Origin of the sequence: Coprococcus sp. RTP31081st1_H1_RTP31081_211007, from assembly GCF_040227275.1 — a bacterium.
GTDB lineage: Bacteria > Bacillota > Clostridia > Lachnospirales > Lachnospiraceae > Coprococcus > Coprococcus aceti.
Map to the genome: position 1 here is coordinate 270,791 of NZ_JBEHVP010000001.1, position 22,036 is coordinate 292,826.

Genomic DNA, 22,036 nt, shown 5'->3' on the forward strand with positions numbered 1-22,036 from the left:
TATCCTATTCTATCTTGCCAAAACCGCCTGTAAATCTGAATACAGCCCTGCCGATGATGTCTTTCTTGTGTATATTGCCAACATCCTCCACACGGCTGTCACGGCTGTTGTTTCTGTTATCTCCCAGAACAAAGTACTCGTCATCACCCAGTGTGATCTCCTCGGCTGCAACTCCGCGCTTGTCGCTGGCTATGGCCTCTCTGCCATACACATCGCCCTCCAGAGGCTCGTCATTTATATTGATAACACCATCTTCGTCTATATACACTGTCTCACCCGGAAGTCCGATTATACGCTTGATGAAGAAGGTCTCATCATCGTCTCCATACGGGAATACAACCACATCAAATCTCTTCGGCGAGCCAAATTCATACTCAAGCTTGTCGATCCATAATGTATCTCCGCTGTGAAGAGTATTGCTCATGGACTCTCCACTGACCTCTGTTCGCTGTCCGACAAATGTGAGCACAGCCCAGCATATGCCAATTACTATTATTATATAAATACACAGAAATATGAGATCCTTGACAATATTGACTTCCTTTTCGGCCTTTTCTTTCTTTTTTGCCTCTTTCTTCTCTTTCCTGAGCTGCTTCTTTAAAGCCTTCTCGTCAAGTTCTCCATCCCCATTGTACACTTCTTCAGAAGAGTCTGTATTAACCGCTTCTGCAGTTTTATCTGAGCTCTCAGATTTAGCTGCTCCTGCAACTTCTTCCGATGTCTCCTTCTGAGATGCTTCTTCCGATTTATCTGCTGTCTCCGCCTTTGCATCAGCCGAACTCTCAGCGACTGCTTTGTCCCATGACCAGGAGGACTTCTCCTTATTTTCCTGCTCATCGTCGGCAGTTTTCTTTTCAGCTTCCTTTGCTTCCTTCGCAGCCTTTTTTGCAGCCTTCTTCTGTTCTTTATCTATCGCTTTCTGACGCTTCTTCTCATATTTGGCGATCTCTTTGTCCCTTTCCTTCTTCGCAGGGTCATCCTCAAATATATCGTTTAACGCATCAGCAACATTCTTGTTTTCTTCACTCATCTAGTCTTCCTTCGGGGTCTCCAATGTAATACGCCCCAGCTTTCCCGATCTGAAATCATCGATCAGCAGAGCCGCAGCCTTGTCATAATCGAGCTCCCCGCCCTTCTTAATGCATTGTCTCTTCTCTGCGATACCTGTCAGCATCTGTACAGGATCATCAACACTTTCAATATTATACCTTTGAACAAGGGTATTACAATAGTTTGCCTGTAAAAATTTAATTAATTCAACCGCTATATCCGTTATGCTGAGTATCTCATCATTGATCGAACCTATGAACGCAAGTCTGAGACCAACGGCCTCATCATCGAATTTCGGCCATAAAATACCGGGAGTGTCCAGAAGCTCAATATTCTTTCCAAGTCTTATCCACTGCTTGCCTTTTGTGACACCAGGCTTATTTCCAACCTTGGTGCAGGCCTTTCTCGCATAGGAATTGATAAACGTGGATTTGCCGACATTCGGGATACCGACTATCATCGCCCTTATCGGACGGTTTATGATTCCCCTTTTTCTATCCCTCTCTATCTTCTCTTTGCAGGCCTCCTGCACGATATTGTTGATACTCTTCATCCCCATACCGTCACGGGCATTTATCTTTGCAACGGCAAAGTCTTTATTCTTATAATAGTTTTCCCACTTTGTTGTGACTGCATCATCCGCAAGATCTGATTTGTTGAGGAGTATGAGTCTGTATTTGTTCTTTGCAAGCTCGTCTATATCAGGATTCTTACTACTGAATGGGATTCTTGAATCCACCAGCTCTATGACGATATCTATAAGTTTTATATCCTCCTGCATCATTCGTCTTGCTTTTGTCATATGTCCGGGATACCACTGTATATTCATATCTCTACCTCTATTTTATCTTTACTCTGCCCAGCATCTCGCTCTTTTGCACATTGCCAGCCGCCTGAAATCTTGAATCCTGGCTGTTGTCCGGATTGTCTCCGAGCAGGAAGTATTCATTCTCTCCAAGTGTGATCGCAGATTCCGCTATTCCGGCTGTTTTTATCTCACAGTCGACGGGATAATCTGCAAGCGGATTGCCATTTATATATACCTGACCATTCTGGATAAGCACAGTCTCACCCGGCAGGCCTACCACTCTCTTGATGGAATAGTATTTGTCCTGATTCTCAACTATACGATACGCTACCACATCGTATCTTTCCGGGGATGTCACCAGATAAACAGCCTTATTGACCAGATACGATTCTCCATCCGTCAGTGTCGGCTCCATGGATGGTCCTACCATATATACCGTCTGGAATCCAAATGCAACAAAACCATAACCAAGTATAGCCGCTGTCAGTATCGATATGAACCAGCCAAGTGCGCTCTTCATAGTCTTTTTCAATGATCTCTGTTGTCTTCTCTGACGCCTTTTTTCTCTCCTTATCCTTCGGAGTCTGTCATATCTCTCACTCATGAATTCTATCCTTCAATCATCAATATATTTGTTCAGTTCATTTCATCCATTCTAAAAATGGCTGGAGTAGAAATACTCCAGCCACTTTTACTTTCATGTTACAAGCTTTATTATTTAACAAGCTCCTTAACCTTTGCTGCCTTACCAATTCTTGAACGTAAGTAGTAAATCTTAGCTCTTCTAACTTTACCTTTTCTTACAACTTCAATCTTCTCAACGAAAGGTGAGTGTACAGGCCATGTCTTCTCAACACCGCATCCGCTAGAGATCTTTCTAACTGTGAATGTCTCTCTGTTGCTTCCGCCCTGTCTCTTTACTACAGTACCCTCGAAGATCTGGATTCTCTCCTTGTTACCCTCTTTGATTCTGTTGTGTACCTTAACAGTGTCTCCTACGTTGAACTCATCAACGCTCTCCTTCATCTGTGAAGCTTCAAGATTCTTAATGTAATCGTTCATTGTGTTCCTCCTTAATATTCTGATGTTCTTACTACCATATCCACCGGATATATGGGCACAGAGGACCATCACTCTTTTCACAACTCATTTAATATAACATACTGAAATTGTAGATGCAAGAAGAATTTTCGGATTTTATCCGTTTTTTAGCAAACAGGGCATATAGATTGATTTCTATATGCCCTGTTGCATTAAATATCTTGTTCGACTTAATTCAGTCAAGTGGAGCAGACGCATTAGAAGACGAACTTCGTTCGCAGGCGTCTGCGTGCTTCACAAGGATTCCTCCCACCTACGGCGGGCCCCTCCTTATGAAAAATAGTGGAGCTGGCGGGAGTCGAACCCGCGTCCAAAAGCTCATTCACTACAGTTTCTTCCATCACAGTCAGTGCTTTAACATTCCCTCAGCCTATCGCCCACTAACATGCTATAGACCTTAGTAGCTTCATGGATTTTCCTACATCGCAAAGCTTAGATGCAGGAGTTTGCCGAAAATCGACGCCATTCCTAAAGGCTCGGCGTTCCTAAAGGATGACGACTGCCCTTAGGCAGCGTATGCTAAATTATCGTTAGCGTTTATTTTTTTTCCAGCTTTTAGCGTGGCTCTGGTCCACGGATGGCTTCCATAGCTTCAAAACCCCTGTCGAAACCAGTCAACCCCTGATCATAGATCAGTGATAACCAATCATTTATAATATATGCAGCAAATATCAAAATAATACTTGCGCCTATATATCTTAATTTATCAGATGCTCTTACTCAGCGTCAGCAGTTGTATCTTCCTCTGCATCTGTCGCCTCTGCTGTATCTTCTGCATTTTCAGTTGTGTCTGCTGTGTCCTCAGCATCGGAAGCTGTGGCAGAAAACAGAGTGTCATAACCGCTGTCCTTCCAAGTCTTGTCTACATATTCTGACAAGCCTGAAGCATCAACATACTTAGGTATCGCCTTATATATCTTCACACCCGCAACGCTTCCAACTATAGCAGCGATAACAACGATCGTAACTGTTATAGCAATAATCTTCTTGATCTTCTGCTTCCTGAGTATCTCCTTGCGGTGCTTTTTCTCATATTTCTTCTTATCTACTTTACTCTGACTCATAACGCCCTTCTCCAGACTATCGTTTATTTGATTCCGATACACACATTATATCTGAACCAGCTTATCTTATTCAACACCTTGCTAGTATAACACAAGCTGCATTATAATTCCAATAATAAGTTTGATTTCACAGAAATTCCACAAACGCTCACGATCAGAAGTCCTTGCTCCTGCTCTTAAGATCTCTCTCCATCTCGCGCTTCATATCCTTCTTGGCGATATCCTCACGTTTGTCGTAGAGCTTCTTACCTCTTGCCAGACCTATCTCCATCTTGACAAGTCCATCTCTGATATATACCTTGAGCGGCATAATGGTATAACCCTTCACCTTCTGCTGTCCGATAAGCTTGTTGATCTCGTACCTGTGGAGCAGCAACTTTCTCGTCCTGAGCGGATCTTTATTGAATATATTCCCCCTCTCATATGGGTTGATATTCATTCTGTACACATACACCTCGCCGTGGTCTATTCCGACAAATGCTTCCTTGATACTGCAGTGTCCCTGTCTTATGGACTTTACCTCGGTTCCCACAAGCTCTATTCCGGCCTCAAACTTCTCTTCTATAAAATACTCGTGATATGCCTTTTTGTTATTTGCGATGAGAGTGTTTCCTCTTTCCTTTGACAAATGTATCCTCTCCTTTATATACAATACTGAAATCTATCGACTTCGTCATCTTGTCTGTATTCTTCACCTTTATCTGTATAGGATCACCGATGGCATATTGTTTGCCCGTGTCCTCACCTATCATAGCATAATCTTCCTGAGAAAAATAGTAATAATCGTCGCGCATATCTGCCACGTTCACAAAGCCTTCCACCGTATTCGGCAGTTCCACGAACATTCCCCGGTTTGTAACTCCTGAGACAAATCCGTCATAGACCTCGCCAATGTGAGCTGACATATATTCCACCTTCTTGAGCTTCTCCACATCACGCTCAGCTTCCTCAGCTCTTCTCTCCTTGCGCGAATTGTCATCAGCCACCCTGTCAAGTATCATGCTGTAATGTTCTATTCTCCTCGAGTCAAGTCTGCCATGTATATTTTCCTTTATTATACGATGTATCTGCAGATCTGGATATCTCCTTATAGGAGAAGTAAAATGACAGTAATACTTACACGAAAGTCCAAAATGTCCTGTGCACTCCGTTGAATACTTCGCCTGTTTCATGGTCCTCAGCGCCATCCTGCTCACAAGATTCTCATAAGGCTCACCCTTTATCCTGTCAAGTAGCTTCTGGAATTCTTTCGGATGTATATTCTCCTTTGATGCCTTAAAGTACATTCCAAAATTACTTATAAGGAGCGCCAGCTGCTCAACCCTGTCTGCATCAGGTGTCTCATGGACTCTGTACTCAAATGGTATATCCTGCCAGAAATAATCCTCAGCAATCGTCTCATTTGCAGCAAGCATAAAATCTTCAATGATCTCATTGGATCTGCGTCTCTCATATACACCTATTGATACAACTTTGCCGTCGGAGTCTATCTTGATCTTCGATTCGTCAAAATCAAAATCTATTGAGCCTCGCTTTCTTCTGTTAGCTCTGAGAAGATCCGACACATGAAGCATCATCTCGAACATAGGCACAAGCTCCTCATATTTTCTGGTCTCCCCTGGATCGTGATCCTCGACAATTGCAGACACACTTGTATATGACATTCTACGGTCCACATTGATCACAGTCTCACATATCTTATGTCCTACTATGTGGCCCTTCTGATCTATGTCCATAAGGCAGCTCAGCGCCAATCTGTCCTGCCCTTCATTCAGCGAACAGATACCATTTGACAGCTTGTGCGGAAGCATAGGTATTACCCTGTCCACGAGATAACAGCTTGTACCTCTGTTAAGTGCCTCTTTATCCAGAGGGGAATTCTCCTTTACATAGTGGGTCACGTCAGCTATGTGCACACCAAGCTTGTACATTCCGTCCGCCTCATAGAGTGTTATGGCATCGTCCAGGTCTTTTGCATCCTCGCCATCTATCGTCACTGTCTGAAGATGTCGGAGATCCGTTCTGCCTGCCATCTCCGATGCGCTGACAAAATCAGGGATCTGTGAAAGGCTGTCCATGACCTCGTCAGAAAAATCGACTGGAATGTCCAGAGCTCTGACCACAGACAGCACGTCACTCTCCGGATCATTTATATGTCCAAGTATCTCTATAATCTTTCCCTCCGGAGACTTCACTTTGTCTCCATAACTGATGATCTCCGCCACAACCTTATGTCCAGCCATGGCGCCCATGGAATTTGCCTTGGATATAAATATGTCTCCATCTATTTTCAGATTGTCAGGTATGACAAATCCAAAGTTCTTATTCTTCTGATAGACTCCGACAACCTTCTTTAGTCCACGCTCAAGTACCTTTATAACCGATGCTTCCTGCTTCATTCCCTTCGGTCTGTCCTCCGCACGTATGAGGACTGTATCACCGTGGAACGCTCCCATGGTATTCTTCTCAGGGACAAAGAAATCCTCCTTCATGCCCTCAACGCGGACAAATCCAAAACCTCTCTGATTGCCGATAAATATTCCCTTGTATGTCCCTTCTCCGACCTTCTGATATCGTCCTTTTGCCGATCTGATGATCAGTCCCTCCTCTGTGAGGTCATTCAGTATATCGAGAAATGTCTGTCTCTCATCTCCAGGGACCTGAAGGAATGTACACATCTCCTTGAACTTCATAGGCGGATAATCATCATCGCATATAAATTCATATACCGTCTGTTTTCTTCTGTTGTATAACTCCAAATCCTTATTATCCATAACAAACCCTTTCTATATACATTATGCCCGCATCCCTACCGCACAAATACATTGCATAATGAGCAAAAAAATGCTTACATATATCAGTTAATATATGTAAGCATCAGAAATCATTATTAGTTGAAAAGCTTTGAGTCAAGCAGTAATGCAAGTACAAAGAAGAGAACTGTGAGAACTGCTGTTATCTTCTTAAGTATCTCCTGCTTTGAGCTTCCCTTATTCTTGCTCCAGTAGGAATTGTCAAATCCGCCGCCTGCTCCTGATATGGAACTTGTAAGGCTCGCATCCTTTCCTTCCTGTGAAAGAACCACTATTGCTAATACTATACATACTATAACATAAATTACCATTAATATTGTCTTCAGCATCTTAACACCTCCGTTTCCGAAAAAATGGTGTGTGTATAATTTTAACACCAACTTGAAACATAATAACACAACAAAATAATATATTCAATAACTATTTTCTTCGTTTTCTGTAAAACTCCGCAAATACCAGCATTGCGATACCTATTATCGAACAGGCAATACCTGCGCCTGCATATTTCACATGGAATTTCATCTCAACAACATTCTCACCCTCAACAAGACTTATAGAATACAGGCTGTCTACCACCTTATCCGGCTGTACCTTCTGGCCGTTAACTTTGACTGTCCAACCATCACAGTAAGGAATAGATGTGAATAAACTCTGTCCTTCCTTGGCATTTACAACAATTTCTGCGCTGCCATTTTCTATATCCATCACATCAGGGGTATATTTCTCAAGCTCCTCTGCTATGCTTTTCAGCAAATCCAGATCAAGAACATAAAACTGCTCTGCTCCATCATCCAGATCTAGCTTCTGCTTTGAGTGAAGCACAACCTTGTAGTAATCACGATCCTCATTTACAGGAATATTGAACACTGACGGCGAAAGCCATCTGGCATATCCGGTCCTGTATATTCCATTGACATTCAGCTTTGCATTAAACAGACTGTTCCATGGGATATTGCCATAAGCGATGTAATTGCCTTCCGGGATCTCCATCTTGTATACACGCTTCTTCGCTTTACTTACAACCGTCTCGTACTTTAAAGGCTTATAGATCTCAACCTTTCTGCCGAGCAGCTCGCTGTAGAGCTCATTTTGATATTCAAACGGATTGCCGTTATATTTTGCCGCTGTATATTTGCCTGAATCATATACAAATGCCATAGGCAGGCTGTATGGGTTCTCGTATACACCGGCTCCATTTGCATTGTCTGCAATATCCTCTACTTTATCCATGCCCTCCAAAGCATAATCAGATACGATGTATCTGACTCCCAGCAGTGAATCAGTTCCAAGCACCGGCATGTTGACAACACTTAGGTTATCGCCTTCGCTCCTGTATCCCGTGTCCACAAGGAAGTTCAGCACTGTGCTGTCAGCGGTTGACACATACGATCCTATCGCCCAATACCCATAACCAAACGACTCGTCATAATTTGCTCTGACATTGTTCTTATATTTAAAATTATCATCCGTATCTTTGCCATTATTGTTTTTCTTTTTTTCGAGTGATCTTGTCGCCCTTGATCTGGTCTGGCTGATCCTGTATGTATCGGAATCATATTCTTTCAGATCATTTATAAGGCCTTCCATAGCCGTCTCATACTCAACAAAACTCTCACCGTTGTCGATATGGATATTGTCCATTTGCAACATCACGCTGTATCCTGTCTCAACAGTCAGCACTGCACACAGAATGACCGTAAATATAATCCCGAACACTCTTCCGGCTCCTACGTTTTTCGAAAGCCTGCTTATGAGTGCTATCAAAACGGCTACCCCTACAATAAGCGCATCGGTCAGCCATACAAGTTTGTTATCCTGGACTCCATGCAGATAGTTTACACCAAGCATAGCCGCACTGAATATCGCACTTGCAATGATAACCCGCCATTTTACAGCATTCAGATCCTCCGAGAGGAAAAATTCAGCGGCAAAGAATAATATGCAGAATATTCCAACATGTGAATATCTGTACCAATATGATCCAACCTCTTTGAACAGAGAAAATGCCATGCACAATGGATTCCAGTAAAACATGAGCAGCATTACCACAAGCGTGACAAATGCTAATATCTTCTGCTTTACATTGTGTTTCTTACCGATGAAGATTCCAATAAATCCTATCAACGCCAGACATCCGCAGTACAGAGACACGCTTCCCTTCTGACTCTGTGCGCCAAGCGAATATCCGTCTATCACAGATGAAACATCACCGATAAATGACATGTCGAGCAGAGAGCCTAAATCAAGACTTCCTCTTACACTGTAACGCATCGCACCTATCGTCGGAAGGAACAACACCCCACTGATCAGAACTCCCGCCAGCATTGAATATATAAACCGTCCAAGTTTTCCGGCAAAATCCTTTATGACAGTCTTCTCAGCCTTAGTATCCCCACTGTACAATCTTGAATATGCAAATTCAAACAAAAACCAGAAACAGGCAAATACACAGTTGATTCCGCCCATATACCAGTTGAACAGAACTGCCAATGCAACTGATACGGAAAGCATAACAGGCCTGCCACCGTTAACCACTCTGTACACGCCCAGCATTATGAGCGGTAACATATAGAAGCCGTCAAGCCACATTATATTACATGCCTGGGCGATTCCATACTGACTCACTGCATAGCTCACCGCCAGAAAAATGATAAGTGCCTGTTTTTTCACAGAACCATCATTCCACTCTTCAAATCTCCTGTTGAGATAAAATGCAAATGTCGCCGCCGCACAGGCAAGCTTTAACGTTATGATCACATGTACGAACAATACAAGCTGGGATTTGTCGAATAACAACAGCAATAAATTGAACGGGCTGGAAAGATAGTAACTGAATACTCCTATGCAGGCCCCTCCTATAGATTTGCTGAAAGAATAATCTATATTATTTTTGCCGTCAAATACATCCTTCAGATATGCCGGAAAATCAAGATACTGAAAATCAGCATCCTTGGATGCGAGTGAATGTACTCCGAACGGCACATACTTTTTTATATAAAACAGAAGCCACAGCAGGCAGAATGTGATAATGCCCGCTGTAAGCATCTGAATAACGAGCTGTTTTCTCTGTTCTTTCTCCATCATATTCTTCTCCAGATTATTTAGTTTTAATATAATACTACACAATCTGTGAAAATACTATATAGATTAAAAATTTTTAATGAAAGAATTTCTAACTTTTACATACTGATTTATAACATATACCTACTTCGTATATCGAAACCATGATTCAGCGGTCCACTGCCCGATCCCAGATCCAGCATGGCCGCCAGGGCACCGGATATATATTGTTTGGCCATTCTAACTGAATCACTTACATCATATTCCTTTGCGAGATTTGAAGCGATCGCACTTGAAAGCGTACATCCTGTGCCATGTGTATTCGGATTATCAATACGCTTACCCGAAAACCAGGTGATATTCTCCCCGTCAAAAAGCATATCATTTGCATCATTTATGCTGTGTCCACCCTTTACAAGGACAGCGCAGCCATACTTTCCGTATATACATCTGGCAGCATTCTCCATATCAGCTACGCTCTTCACCGATATACCAGTGAGCGCCTCAGTCTCAGGTATGTTTGGCGTTATGAGCTTTGCAAGTGGGAACAGTTTACCGGTCATGACCTCCACCGCATCATCGCTTATAAGCTTAGCACCACTGGTCGCCACCATCACAGGGTCAAGCACGACATTCTCCGCATTGTATCTGGCAAGTCTGTCAGCTATCACATCAATAAGTTCAGGAACAGATACCATTCCTATCTTGACCGCTTTCGGCCGTATATCGGTAAACACCGCATCTATCTGGGCGCCAAGTACATCAGGGATAACGTTCATGATAGCAGTCACTCCTGTGGTATTCTGAGCCGTGAGGGCTGTGATCGCACTCATACCAAATACGCCATTTGCCTGCATGGTCTTGAGATCCGCCTGCACACCTGCGCCACCTGAGGAATCGCTTCCGGCTATGGTGAGGACAGGCACAAGACGGCTTCTGTCAGAATTTATACTGCACAGCATGTCATCCATACTCTTAAAATAATGATCACAATGTGCTATAAGATCTCCCTGTCTGTCCCTGCTGGATTCGTCAAAGAGACCGACCACAACAAATCCTCCGTTCTGTGCTGTCTCCGCCGCATGATATGCGTCCTCGAATACAAATGTATCCGAAGCCGGAGTTCCCATAAACTCAGCCGCCATCTCATATATCTTAGGTGAGGCTGCCTTGCCCACGCCCACCTCAGAACATGTAAATATCCTGTCAACATACTTCATAAGTCCTGTCCGCACAAGTGCTGCCTCAACATGGCATCTGTCTGTGGATGTTGCAACAGTGACCGGGATATCATATCTCTTTAAGAACCTCAGCAGTTCAGGCACACCTGACTTCGGCTCAACTTTATTTGCATAGAAATCGCGCACAGTCTCATTGATACCGTCTATAATCTCCTTCGCGCTGAGTTCAAGTCCATAGTGTTCCTGCATATATTCTGCGCCCTTCATCATGGTCATGGTGAAAAGCACCTTCTCAAGATCAGGTTCTGCCTGTATCCCCTGTCCCGCCAGATACATCTCTCCGGCATGATCCCACATAGGCATAGAGTCAAGCAGAACCCCATCCATATCAAATATCGCACCTTTTATATCACTGATAACTATTTTTTTCATGTACACCTCTATATCATATATTTAGTCAGGCATCAAGCATATTCTCTACAGAAAACTTGAGCTCCTCTGTGGCCTTCTGTATGTCCTTCTGTCCGAATATGGCACTTATAACTGCCACACCGCATATTCCGGAGCCCGCAAGCTCGGCCACATTATCCTTTGTTATGCCGCCTATGGCAATGACCGGTATGGACACCGCCTCACAAATGGCCTTGAGAGTTTCATGGCTCACATCGTCCGCGTCATCCTTTGAACCTGTTGTAAACACTGCTCCTACACCAAGATAATCTGCGCCGTGCTTTTCCGCTATAATCGCCTGCTCGACAGTCTGTGCAGACACTCCAAGTATCTTGTCAGGGCCGAGTATCTTTCTGACGTCCATGGCCTCCATATCACTCTGTCCCACGTGTACACCGTCAGCATCTATATCTTTTGCTATGCTGACCTCGTCATTGATGACAAATGGAACTCCATATTCCTTACAAAGCTTCTGTATCTCCTTCGCCTCAGCGAGGAAGTCTTCTCTGTCGAGCTTCTTCTCCCTGAGCTGTACAAATGTTGCACCGCCGTCAAGTGCCTTCTTTACCTGATCATACAGAGTCTCTTCACCAAGCCAGTGTCTGTCAGTTACTGCGTAGAGCAAGAGCTCTTTCTCACTGCAATTTATCATACTATCCGTCCTTCCTATATGTTTCGATCCCGATCTGATGCAGATCCAGGCAATTATTAGACTTCCGTCAATTATCTGATTTCAAACTTTGCACCCTGTTCAAGTGTATCCCCGTCCATATTGTATATGGCGTCGATTATCCTGTTCCTGTATGTTGAATTCCCCTCAAATGCCTGCAGATGGGAATAACCAATCTCCCCAGCAAGTCCCATGACCATGACAGCCACTGCAGCAGCCTCAAGCTTGTTGTCCTGATTTGCCACAACATATGCTGTCATCATTCCTGAGAGCTGGCAGCCTGTTCCAGTGATCTTACCCATCTCAGGACGGCCGTTTCTGATTACATAACATTTCTCGCTGTCCGCAACAAGGTCTATTGCGCCTGTTACAGCTATGATAGATCCCGTTTCAGCAGATAGCTTCTTGACAAATGCCACTGCATTATCAAGCGTATCCTCCGTAACCGCATCTGCCACATCGGCATCAACACCCTTTGTACTGCCGGAACCATATGCCAGAGTTTTGATCTCAGAGATATTTCCCCTTATAACATCAAATCTAATCTCCTTCATAAGTCCAACAGCCGTATCAGTTCTGAGCTTACTTGCTCCTGCTCCAACAGGATCGAGAAGTACAACATGTCCAAGTTCATTTGCCTTCTTCCCTGCCAGGTACATTGATGGAATAGTGTTCTTGTTAAGTGTTCCTATGTTGATATTCAGACCACCACATATACTTGTGATATCCTCCACGTCACCCTCATCATCCGACATGATAGGACTTCCACCGCACGCCAGAATGACATTTGCCACATCATTTACAGTTACATAGTTTGTTATATTGTGTACCAGAGGTACATTCTTTCTCACATTTTCAAGGCACTCTTTTATCATGTTTTTCTGTCTCCTTTATATATACTCTGTTGTTTATCTGCTAATCTTTTTTGACGAAAAGCGGCCATACCATAAGGCACAGCCGCTTTTCTTATGCTGTATGTATCCCTACGCCGGCGCTGATCCAGGTCAGACCTGATCTACTCCTGGGCAGGAGGTACATCAGATGTACAATGCATACACTTTGTTGCTTTGATATCTATCTCACCCATACAGTATGGGCACTTTCTTGTGAGAGGAGCTGCCTCCTCTTTCTTCTTACCAAGATCCATGATCGCATTGATCCCCTTCATGATGACAAATATAACAAATGCCATGATTATGAAGTTGATAACTGCTGAAATAAACGCTCCATACTCGATATACTGTCCTGTATGGAATATCTGAAAATGTCCACCAATCTCTGCTCCACCGATACTGTTGATTATTGGTGTGATGAAACAGTCTGTAAAAGATGTAACCAATGACTGGAACGCTCCACCAATGATAACACCGATTGCAAGACTCATCACATTTCCCTTAAGGGCAAACTCCTTAAACTCTTCCAAAAACTTCTTCATATGTATCCTTCCAACTGAATACAGCACCAATCATAACAAACTTATATTATAATTCGGTGCCGTATCTTTTATTTATTGTTTCTCGCGCAATTGATATGACATATATCTACATTTGCTGTCATTGCTAATCGCACATCATCTTTTTTTACTTTCTTACAATAAGTGACTTGCCTGTCATCTCCTTAGGCTGAGGAAGTCCCATAACCTCAAGAAGTGTAGGTGCGATATCTGCAAGACATCCGCCCTCACGAAGCTCTACATCTTCACCATAGTTGTAAAGGATAAATGGTACAGGGTTAGTTGTATGAGCTGTATGTGGAGCACCGGTCTCATAGTTGATCATCTGCTCTGCGTTACCATGATCAGCACAGATAAAGAGAACACCATCAACCTTATCAATTGCCTCTACAGCAGCGCCAACGCACTTGTCAACTGTCTCTACAGCCTGGATAGCTGCTGGGATAATACCTGTATGACCAACCATATCAGGGTTTGCAAAGTTGATGATGATCACATCATACTCGCCACCAAGGATAGCTGCATTGAGCTTCTCGCTTACCTCTGGAGCGCTCATCTCTGGCTGGAGGTCATATGTTGCTACAGCAGGTGACTTTACAAGGATTCTGTCCTCGTTCTTGTTAGGCTCCTCAACACCGCCGTTGAAGAAGAACGTTACATGAGCATACTTCTCTGTCTCAGCAAGTCTGAGCTGCTTGAGGCCCTTAGCTGCAAGGTACTCACCGAATGTGTTGTCAATCTCTTCCTTCTTGAATGCTACAAGCTTGTTAGGTATTGACTCGTCGTAGTCCTTGAAACATACATATGTGAGTGGCATGCGGCCATTTGCTCTCTCAAATCCATCAAAATCATCACAGCAGAATGCTCTGGTGATCTCGCGGGCTCTGTCTGGTCTGAAGTTAAAGAATATAACTGAATCATTTGGCTTAACAAGTGATACAGGCTTACCATTCTCTGTGATTACTGTAGGAAGAACGAACTCATCATATACTTCCTTGTCATATGACTCCTGCATAGCTGCAACCGGGTCCTCAGCCTGAACGCCCTCACCTGTTACAAGTGACTTGTATGCAAGCTCTACTCTGTCCCATCTGTTATCTCTGTCCATTGCGTAGTAACGGCCTGACATAGATGCAACCTTACCTACACCAATCTCCTTCATCTTTGCGATAAGCTCCTCAAGGTATCCCTTACCTGATGCAGGCGGTGTATCTCTTCCATCGAAGAATGGATGAACGTATACGTTCTCAAAGTTCTGCTTCTTGCAGAGCTCAAGGATCGCATAAAGGTGTGTATTGTGGCTGTGAACACCACCATCTGAGAGAAGTCCCCAGAGATGAAGATCTGAATTGTTCTTCTTGCAGTTTTCTATTGCAGCAAGCATCTCCTCGTTCTCAAAAAAATCTCCATCAGCGATTGCCTTTGTGATTCTTGTAAGCTCCTGATATATGATACGGCCTGCGCCGATATTCATATGACCTACCTCTGAATTGCCCATCTGACCGTCTGGAAGTCCTACAGGAAGTCCTGAAGCTGCGCCCTGCACAAATGGTGCTGTAGCCATAAGTTTGTCCATAACAGGTGTCTTTGCAAGTGCTACTGCATTGCCCTCTGTCTTGTCACTGAGACCATATCCGTCGAGGACCATTAAAACTACTGGTTTCTTACTCATAATTTTTCTCCTTTTTATTTATTCCGGCTAAATGCCTCTTAATCATAATTCACTCATTTGAGATTATACTTATATAATGCCTATTTTTCAAGTTCAAATCCAACTCAAATCACAGGTCAATATCCAGTTCAACCGGGCAGTGATCAGATCCCATGATATCAGTGTGTATCTTAGCATCGACAAGCTTGTCCTTCAAACTCTCAGATGTGAGAAAATAGTCGATACGCCAACCTGCATTCTTCTCCCTTGCCTTGAATCTGTACGACCACCATGAATATATATTTTCCTGATCCGGATAAAAATATCTGAATGTGTCGATGAAGCCATCATCTAGAAGCACCGTCATCTTCTCTCTTTCCTCATCAGTAAATCCCGCATTCTTCCTGTTTGTCTTTGGATTTTTCAGATCTATCTCATTGTGAGCCACGTTCATATCGCCGCACACTATAACAGGCTTATTCTCCTCAAGCTTTTTCAGATATGCTCTGAAATCATCCTCCCACTTCATCCGGTAATCAAGCCTTGCAAGCTCGTTCTGTGAATTTGGTGTATATACAGTCACCATGTAGAAGTTCTCATATTCAAGTGTTATGACACGACCCTCATGGTCGTGTTCATCTATGCCTATACCTTTTGTTTCACTCAAAGGTTTCTCTTTTGTGAAAATAGCCGTACCTGAATATCCCTTCTTATCCGCATAGTTCCAATACTGATAATATCCTGGCATATCAAGTGTGAGCTGTCCCTCCTGCATCTTGGACTCCTGTATACAAAATATGTCTGCATCTATGCTGTTAAAAAAGTCCATGAAGCCTTTACCGGCGCATGCCCTTATTCCATTTACGTTCCATGAGATAAGTTTTTTCATAAATTTATATACCATTTTATCCTTTCATTATTATTTGGGGAAAATCATGTTTTATTTTATCATGTCGCCTACCGGCTCCATGCAGGCATTCGCATTATGACGGCTTGCGCAAGCGCATCCGTCGCAATGCTCATTATATCATACAAACACCCATTCTGACTGTCAAATCATTTAAAAATTCACCAAAATCCTGCTATGGCCACAATGAAAAAGGCAGCGACGATCCGCCGCTGCCTAAGGGTATATATTATTTTTAGGGGTCAAATTTAATTTTTTACAAATGATACATTTGATATAGAAACTGTATGTGCTCCAAGTGTGTATCCTTCAACATATCCCATTGAGAAGAATAATCCGGCACCTGTATCAACAGTGATACCATCTGTGAAAACTTCTTCCTTAGGTGTAATTGTGAGTGTTACATCCTTAGCCTCACCAGCTGTAAGAACTACATCTTCACCGCCATGCCATGCATATCCGGCTGAAGGAGTCATAACAGCAACCTTCACAACTCTATCAACATCAGAAACCAATGTACATTTAAGAGTATATGACTCGCCCTGCTCAAGAGATAATCCCATCTGCTTAAGCTGGATGTTCCAGTCTGCCTCACCCACGTTTTCAACACTGTATGTGATCTTTCCATCTCCAGCCTCAAATGTGGCATCTCCAGGAGCAGTTACTGCATTTTCCCAACCGGCAAGGCTACCATCCTCACTCATCTCAAATTCTGAATTTGTGATAAGATTCTTGCCTACAGGCACATCTATCTCTGGAGCTGAAGTCTTTTCAAGAACAATATTGTCAATACAGATTCTATGCTGATCAGTAATTGCCGAACCATTTTCTCCGCCTGCGCCAAGTGCAATATTGAAAATACTCTCTTCGTCTGTGTCACAGGCCATCTGGAATGTGTTTGAAACAGTCATATATTTCTGATCAGCCTGATCGTATGCATCAAGCTTTACTGTTTCCTGAACATATGGTGTCCAGTCCTCTGCACCTGTACTATCCTTATGCGTGCTTCCATCTCTCTGTATCGCGTACTGAACAGTTCTCGACACAGAGCTCTTTATATCAAATGAAAGCTTGTACCACTGACCTTTCTCAAGCTTGATATTATTCTGCTTGAGCTGTATCTTCCAGTTTTGGTCACCTGAATTCTTTATTGTGAAGTCAGCAGCATTGTCCTCCTTCTGGCTGTCCACAACAGACTCTGCATCCGCACTGCTGTCTATATACACATCATATCCAGCAAAATCTGCTGAAAAGTTCCCATTGAGAAGAAGTGAATCCTGCATTATCTTCACATTGTCTAACAGAACTTCTCCGCTGTTACCAAAATCAATGCTGATTGAACTGTCAGTCACTTCTTCTCCGGTCTCAAACTTGTAAACATAATTCTTAATTCCTTTATCCAGAGTTACAGCAAACTTTGAATCTCCTGTAGTGATAATTATATTCTTTCCCTCAGTTGCAGTCTCAGCATCAAATTTAAGTACATACTTTGTATTTGGGGCATACGCAAGCTCATCCTGTGATAATACGAAGTTGCCATCTATACTCTCATCCAATGACTTGTATGAAAATCTTCTTCCGTCAGACAGACCTGTCACCTTATACTCAGCACCGCAATTGTTGCTGACTGTCCAATATCCAAGTCTTCCTGTTCCTTCCTGAAATTCTCCATTGTAAACTAGGTTTCCATCAGCGAGGATCGTCTTCTTGTCAACTATCTCAGTCTGATTTGTCTTTACCAGCTTTACATTTGCAATATGTACACCAGCCACGCTTCCCTGATTGCCGAAGTTGAATTCTATTCTTCCCTTGTCATCAGATGAATCAGTCATCGTATACTCATACTCAAATGTCTGTTTCTCTGTTGTCATATCAAATTTTGTATCCTTAAGATATCTTCCCCATGATCTGGTTGGCGCTGAGACATCAATTATGCCTGTTCTCGCCTCATCCGCCCACGCATCAAATGAAAGCTTGTATGTGGCACCTTTTTCTACAGGAATATCAGGCTGTACCAACTGTATGCTGTAATCAACCGTTCCTGCATCAATTGTATTTATGTTGATTGTATTGTTCTCGATGACCGCTGTTCCTTCGCCGCCATTCTGCGCCATAAAAATCCAGTTTTCTGCATCTCCCAGATCCTCGGTCTCACTAAAATCACCATTTATTACATAATTGCCATTTTCATCCGGATCACGAATTATAACTTCACGCTCTGGCTTTGTCACATTTTCGTCATAAGACTCCTTCTGGTATACTCTCACATAATCAACATATAAGCTCTCACTGTTAATATAATCTGCATCTGCATCCGGATTTCCTGGCCAATTGCCGCCAACTGCAAGATTGAGTATTACATAGAATGGCTGATCAAACGGTGCCGGATAAGTAACTGTACCTTTTCCGGCAGTTGTAGAATACCAGTCATTTTCCTCATGCATCTTAACTCCATCTACATACCACGTAATTTTTCCAGGCTCCCAGTCGCATGTAAATACATGATAGCTGTCCGCAAATGACTTTCCATTTGAAAGTGTATATTTTCCCTGTGACTCTGAATGCGGATTGCCATAGTGAATCGTTCCATAGGTTGTATATGTATTGTCTCCAAGAACCTCCATCACATCTATCTCACCACATCTAGGCCACTGTCCATACAGACTCTCATTTGTAGGCATCATCCATGCTGCAGGAAGATAGCCCTTACCTGTAGGTACCTTTGCTCTGAACTGTACTCTGCCATACTTGAAATCCTGCTTATTCTGTGTGTTTACTCTTCCCGATGTATATGATATAGAACCATCCTCATTCACTTTTTTCTTTGAGCTTATAATAAGTGTGCCATTCTTGACTTTTATATTATCTTCAGAATCAACATATGACTGAAGCTCATTATTGACCCAGCCAGGCTCATGGAGTTCAACATTCCAAATATCACGGTTGAGCTCTGTTCCGTCAAATTCATCATGCCATAAAAGTTTATACCCCTGCGACTCGTATTTATTTTCTACAGTCACCTTCTTATTTACAGTCACTTTACATGTTGCTTTCTTTCCTGAACCGTCAGCAGCTTTTGCTGTGATTGTAGCTGTACCTGGTGCTATAGCCTTCACAACGCCTTTTGCAGAAACCGTTGCAATCTTTTTATTGCTCGATGTCCAACTTAACGTCTTGTTGGTTGCCGATGCAGGAGCGACAGTAGCTGTAAGAGTTTTACTGCTTCCCTCTGTGATAGTGAGTGTTGCCGCTGAAAGCTTGATAGAAGTAACTGGCTGTTTTACTGTAATCTTACATCTTGCATATTTGCCACTTCCATCCATAGCCTTCGCAGTTATATATACTCTTCCAACCTTAACTGCTTTTACAACACCTTTCGAGGAAACTGTTGCTATTCTTTTATCTGATGATGACCACTGAATTCTCTTATATGTGGCATTCTTTGGAGCAATTGAAGCTTTTAACGTCCTGCTGGTTCCTTTAAACATGTTCACAGCCTTTGCAGACAATTTAACAGTCTTCGTAGGAACCCCAACATAAACATTAAACCTATACATTACCTTTGGGTTTGCAGCACTCTTCACTGCTACAACCGCTTTTCCTGATTTTACCGCTTTGACAACACCCTTGTTATCTACTGTAACTATCTTCTTATTTGATGATACATATGTTACTTTTTTGCTGATCTTACCTGTAACTACAACTCTAGGTTTCACCCGAAACTTTGTACCCTTTTTTAGTACAAGTTTATTTGTGACAAGATTTGTCACAGTTACAGACTTTACCGCAGCTTTTGATGTTCTAGCGCTAACGTCTGATGGACACAGAGTGATCAACATACAAACTACAAGTATCATAGCCACAAGCTGTTTTAACCTTCTCATAAAATACTCCTCTCCAAAAATAAAATAATAATATTTACGACGTCGCATCTTTATAAAGTATTTTGATAATAACATCTTATACATTTGCCATATATCGTTTTATTGCTTTTTATATAGTTTACATGATATATTATAGAGGAGTTGTAAAGTAAGACTTTTATAAACTTTTGATAACATATAAATTTTTACCCTGACACAATTTACTGGAAAGGATTTATACACATATGAAATACTCAAAGGAAATATTCTACCAGGAATTTATAAGACGCGAAGATTCAACCAATAGAGCGCCCTATAACCCTGAACTTGAATTTTACTCAATAATACAAAATGGAGATATAGAACAGGTTAAAGAATTGTGTAAAGCCTCACCACTTAAGGATAAAAAAGGACTCGGCTTACTATCTGAAAAGCCGGTCAACAACATAAGATATCATTTTGTCATAACAACAGCCCTTGTTGCAAGATACTGTATTGAAGGTGGTCTCGATGTGGCAACTGCTTACAATCTCAGTGATTTTTATATAAAAAAGTCAGATACAATGAAGTCTGTGGAGGATATATCTGAATTACATGCATTCATGTGCATCGACTATGCAAAAAAAATGCGAAACCTTAAGAAAAATTCCATATGCTCCAAACCGGTCGCAGAGTGCATAGACTACATATACGATCATCTGCATACTAGGATCACTGTTGAACTTCTGGCAAAACGTGTCAATCTCACCCCGTCATACCTGTCAAGGCTGTTCAAAAAAGAGACCGGAGATAATATCGGACATTATATAAAAATGCTAAAACTTGATACTGCAAGGAACATGCTCATATACTCTGATTATAGCCCTGCCCAGATAGCACAGACTCTCGCATTTCCAAGTCAGAGTTATTTTACCGAACAGTTCAGATTACATACTGGTCTAACACCTGCGAACTATAGAAATATAAATTTAAGGCAAACCCCATTTCATAAAAACAATACTTAGTTCCTGAAATATACCTCCTTGTTTTTCTAAGCGTAAACAAAAGGGATTACCTTGTGATAAAGCACTTGATAATCCCTTTCAATATTCTATATCAGATTTAATCTAAAACTAATATATTTTGGCCTGTTTAAAATTACTTTCCGGCATTTACAACCTGACCGAAATCAGCCTTGAGTGAAGCACCGCCGATAAGACCACCGTCGATGTCTGGCTTTGCAAGGAGCTCAGCAGCGTTGCCAGCGTTCATAGAACCGCCGTACTGAATTCTTACCGCCTCAGCTGTATCTGTATCGTAGATCTCAGCGATGAGATCACGGATTCCCTTACATACTTCCTGTGCCTGATCTGATGTAGCTGTCTTACCTGTTCCGATAGCCCAGATTGGCTCGTAAGCGATAACCATTGACTTAACCTGATCTGCTGTTACGCCAGCGAGATCTGACTTGATCTGAAGACGGATCCAGTCCATAGTAACACCGAGCTCTCTCTGCTCAAGTGACTCACCACAGCAAAGAATAGGGGTGATACCAGCCTCAAATGCCTTCTTAACCTTCTTGTTGAGAAGAACATCATCCTCCTTAAAGTAATCACGACGCTCTGAATGTCCGATGATAACGTACTTAACACCAGCATCAACAAGCATTGCTGCTGAGATCTCGCCTGTGTAAGCTCCGCTCTCCTCGAAGTACATGTTCTCTGCACCTACAGCTACGTTTGTTCCCTTTGTTGCCTCAACAACTGGTACGATATCGATAGCTGGTACACAGTATACTACATCTACGTCATCATTCTTTACTAAGTCCTTTAACAGGTTAACAAGCTCAACAGCCTCGCTAGGAGTCTTGTTCATCTTCCAGTTACCTGCAATAATCTTCTTTCTTGCCATTGTAATCTACCTCTTATATTTGTATTTTTTGATGAGTACCGGCCTGAACCGGCACCCACCAGTATAATCTTTATA

Annotated in this window: 18 protein-coding genes and 1 other RNA gene; 1 reads left to right on the forward strand and 18 read right to left on the reverse strand. The window is 42.5% G+C overall.

Annotated elements, in window-relative coordinates; translation table 11 throughout:
• Positions 1-4 precede the first annotated feature (4 nt).
• From lepB (ABUA31_RS01185) to ABUA31_RS01265, 17 genes are all read right to left on the reverse strand, one after another.
• On the reverse strand, positions 5-1,030 hold the full coding sequence (gene lepB, locus ABUA31_RS01185) for a signal peptidase I (RefSeq protein WP_349818375.1): 1,026 nt from the start codon (positions 1,028-1,030) through the stop codon (positions 5-7).
• Positions 1,031-1,879, reverse strand: coding sequence for a ribosome biogenesis GTPase YlqF (gene ylqF, locus ABUA31_RS01190; RefSeq protein ID WP_015534986.1), 849 nt, complete (start codon positions 1,877-1,879; stop codon positions 1,031-1,033).
• A gap of 10 nt (positions 1,880-1,889) precedes the next feature.
• Positions 1,890-2,462, reverse strand: coding sequence for a signal peptidase I (gene lepB, locus ABUA31_RS01195; RefSeq protein ID WP_117548919.1), 573 nt, complete (start codon positions 2,460-2,462; stop codon positions 1,890-1,892).
• Positions 2,463-2,572: 110 nt separating this feature from the next.
• Complete coding sequence (gene rplS / locus ABUA31_RS01200; protein ID WP_055272925.1) at positions 2,573-2,920, reverse strand: 50S ribosomal protein L19; 348 nt, start codon at positions 2,918-2,920, stop codon at positions 2,573-2,575.
• A gap of 319 nt (positions 2,921-3,239) precedes the next feature.
• Positions 3,240-3,581, reverse strand: a transfer-messenger RNA (tmRNA) gene (gene ssrA / locus ABUA31_RS01205).
• A 94-nt stretch (positions 3,582-3,675) separates the two neighbouring features.
• Positions 3,676-4,023: a hypothetical protein gene (locus ABUA31_RS01210; protein WP_015534988.1), complete on the reverse strand. Its 348-nt coding sequence runs from the start codon at positions 4,021-4,023 to the stop codon at positions 3,676-3,678.
• 154 nt (positions 4,024-4,177) lie between these two features.
• Positions 4,178-4,651 carry an SsrA-binding protein SmpB gene (smpB, locus tag ABUA31_RS01215; RefSeq protein ID WP_022216414.1) on the reverse strand — a complete coding sequence of 158 codons (474 nt, stop codon included), beginning with the start codon at positions 4,649-4,651 and terminating at the stop codon, positions 4,178-4,180.
• Positions 4,614-6,797, reverse strand: a complete 2,184-nt coding sequence (rnr, locus tag ABUA31_RS01220; RefSeq protein WP_349818376.1) for a ribonuclease R — start codon at positions 6,795-6,797, stop codon at positions 4,614-4,616. The genes smpB and rnr overlap by 38 nt, the downstream gene beginning before the upstream one ends.
• Before the next feature lie 116 nt (positions 6,798-6,913).
• Positions 6,914-7,165 carry a preprotein translocase subunit SecG gene (gene secG, locus ABUA31_RS01225; RefSeq protein WP_015534991.1) on the reverse strand — a complete coding sequence of 84 codons (252 nt, stop codon included), beginning with the start codon at positions 7,163-7,165 and terminating at the stop codon, positions 6,914-6,916.
• A gap of 91 nt (positions 7,166-7,256) precedes the next feature.
• Positions 7,257-9,920 (reverse strand): YfhO family protein, encoded by a 2,664-nt coding sequence (locus ABUA31_RS01230; protein ID WP_349818377.1) that lies wholly within the window; start codon positions 9,918-9,920, stop codon positions 7,257-7,259.
• 107 nt (positions 9,921-10,027) lie between these two features.
• Positions 10,028-11,509 (reverse strand): bifunctional hydroxymethylpyrimidine kinase/phosphomethylpyrimidine kinase, encoded by a 1,482-nt coding sequence (gene thiD / locus ABUA31_RS01235; protein WP_082431249.1) that lies wholly within the window; start codon positions 11,507-11,509, stop codon positions 10,028-10,030.
• 25 nt (positions 11,510-11,534) lie between these two features.
• A complete protein-coding gene (thiE, locus tag ABUA31_RS01240; RefSeq protein ID WP_201858981.1) occupies positions 11,535-12,179 on the reverse strand; it encodes a thiamine phosphate synthase in 645 nt (214 codons plus the stop codon).
• Between the two features lie 71 nt (positions 12,180-12,250).
• On the reverse strand, positions 12,251-13,072 hold the full coding sequence (gene thiM / locus ABUA31_RS01245) for a hydroxyethylthiazole kinase (RefSeq protein WP_055144359.1): 822 nt from the start codon (positions 13,070-13,072) through the stop codon (positions 12,251-12,253).
• Between the two features lie 140 nt (positions 13,073-13,212).
• Positions 13,213-13,632 (reverse strand): large conductance mechanosensitive channel protein MscL, encoded by a 420-nt coding sequence (gene mscL, locus ABUA31_RS01250; RefSeq protein WP_015534993.1) that lies wholly within the window; start codon positions 13,630-13,632, stop codon positions 13,213-13,215.
• Between the two features lie 145 nt (positions 13,633-13,777).
• A complete protein-coding gene (gene gpmI / locus ABUA31_RS01255; protein ID WP_015534994.1) occupies positions 13,778-15,322 on the reverse strand; it encodes a 2,3-bisphosphoglycerate-independent phosphoglycerate mutase in 1,545 nt (514 codons plus the stop codon).
• A 109-nt stretch (positions 15,323-15,431) separates the two neighbouring features.
• Entirely contained in the window at positions 15,432-16,190 is a 759-nt protein-coding gene (locus ABUA31_RS01260; protein ID WP_055144946.1) for an exodeoxyribonuclease III, read from the reverse strand.
• 266 nt (positions 16,191-16,456) lie between these two features.
• Positions 16,457-20,092 (reverse strand): carbohydrate binding domain-containing protein, encoded by a 3,636-nt coding sequence (locus ABUA31_RS01265; RefSeq protein WP_055144352.1) that lies wholly within the window; start codon positions 20,090-20,092, stop codon positions 16,457-16,459.
• 224 nt (positions 20,093-20,316) lie between these two features.
• On the opposite strand from ABUA31_RS01265, the gene ABUA31_RS01270 reads away from it, so the two are divergent.
• A complete protein-coding gene (locus ABUA31_RS01270) occupies positions 20,317-21,075 on the forward strand; it encodes a helix-turn-helix domain-containing protein (protein WP_022216405.1) in 759 nt (252 codons plus the stop codon).
• 133 nt (positions 21,076-21,208) lie between these two features.
• Here ABUA31_RS01270 and tpiA read toward each other — a convergent pair whose 3' ends face one another.
• The gene (gene tpiA / locus ABUA31_RS01275) at positions 21,209-21,961 is read right to left on the reverse strand and encodes a triose-phosphate isomerase (protein WP_004852916.1); all 753 of its coding nucleotides are present in this window, start codon (positions 21,959-21,961) and stop codon (positions 21,209-21,211) included.
• Between the last annotated feature and the right edge of the window lie 75 nt (positions 21,962-22,036).

Bases quoted from the DNA above. Each gene is read 5' to 3' on its own strand.
- secG (WP_015534991.1), bottom strand. From the start codon at position 7,165: ATGCTGAAGACAATATTAATGGTAATTTATGTTATAGTATGTATAGTA.
- ABUA31_RS01270 (WP_022216405.1), top strand. From the start codon at position 20,317: ATGAAATACTCAAAGGAAATATTCTACCAGGAATTTATAAGACGCGAA.
- ABUA31_RS01265 (WP_055144352.1), bottom strand. From the start codon at position 20,092: ATGAGAAGGTTAAAACAGCTTGTGGCTATGATACTTGTAGTTTGTATG.
- tpiA (WP_004852916.1), bottom strand. From the start codon at position 21,961: ATGGCAAGAAAGAAGATTATTGCAGGTAACTGGAAGATGAACAAGACT.
- ABUA31_RS01230 (WP_349818377.1), bottom strand. From the start codon at position 9,920: ATGATGGAGAAAGAACAGAGAAAACAGCTCGTTATTCAGATGCTTACA.
- ABUA31_RS01210 (WP_015534988.1), bottom strand. From the start codon at position 4,023: ATGAGTCAGAGTAAAGTAGATAAGAAGAAATATGAGAAAAAGCACCGC.
- gpmI (WP_015534994.1), bottom strand. From the start codon at position 15,322: ATGAGTAAGAAACCAGTAGTTTTAATGGTCCTCGACGGATATGGTCTC.
- thiM (WP_055144359.1), bottom strand. From the start codon at position 13,072: ATGATAAAAGAGTGCCTTGAAAATGTGAGAAAGAATGTACCTCTGGTA.
- rplS (WP_055272925.1), bottom strand. From the start codon at position 2,920: ATGAACGATTACATTAAGAATCTTGAAGCTTCACAGATGAAGGAGAGC.
- thiE (WP_201858981.1), bottom strand. From the start codon at position 12,179: ATGATAAATTGCAGTGAGAAAGAGCTCTTGCTCTACGCAGTAACTGAC.
- ylqF (WP_015534986.1), bottom strand. From the start codon at position 1,879: ATGAATATACAGTGGTATCCCGGACATATGACAAAAGCAAGACGAATG.
- ABUA31_RS01260 (WP_055144946.1), bottom strand. From the start codon at position 16,190: ATGAAAAAACTTATCTCATGGAACGTAAATGGAATAAGGGCATGCGCC.
- rnr (WP_349818376.1), bottom strand. From the start codon at position 6,797: ATGGATAATAAGGATTTGGAGTTATACAACAGAAGAAAACAGACGGTA.
- mscL (WP_015534993.1), bottom strand. From the start codon at position 13,632: ATGAAGAAGTTTTTGGAAGAGTTTAAGGAGTTTGCCCTTAAGGGAAAT.
- lepB (WP_117548919.1), bottom strand. From the start codon at position 2,462: ATGAGTGAGAGATATGACAGACTCCGAAGGATAAGGAGAGAAAAAAGG.
- thiD (WP_082431249.1), bottom strand. From the start codon at position 11,509: ATGAAAAAAATAGTTATCAGTGATATAAAAGGTGCGATATTTGATATG.
- lepB (WP_349818375.1), bottom strand. From the start codon at position 1,030: ATGAGTGAAGAAAACAAGAATGTTGCTGATGCGTTAAACGATATATTT.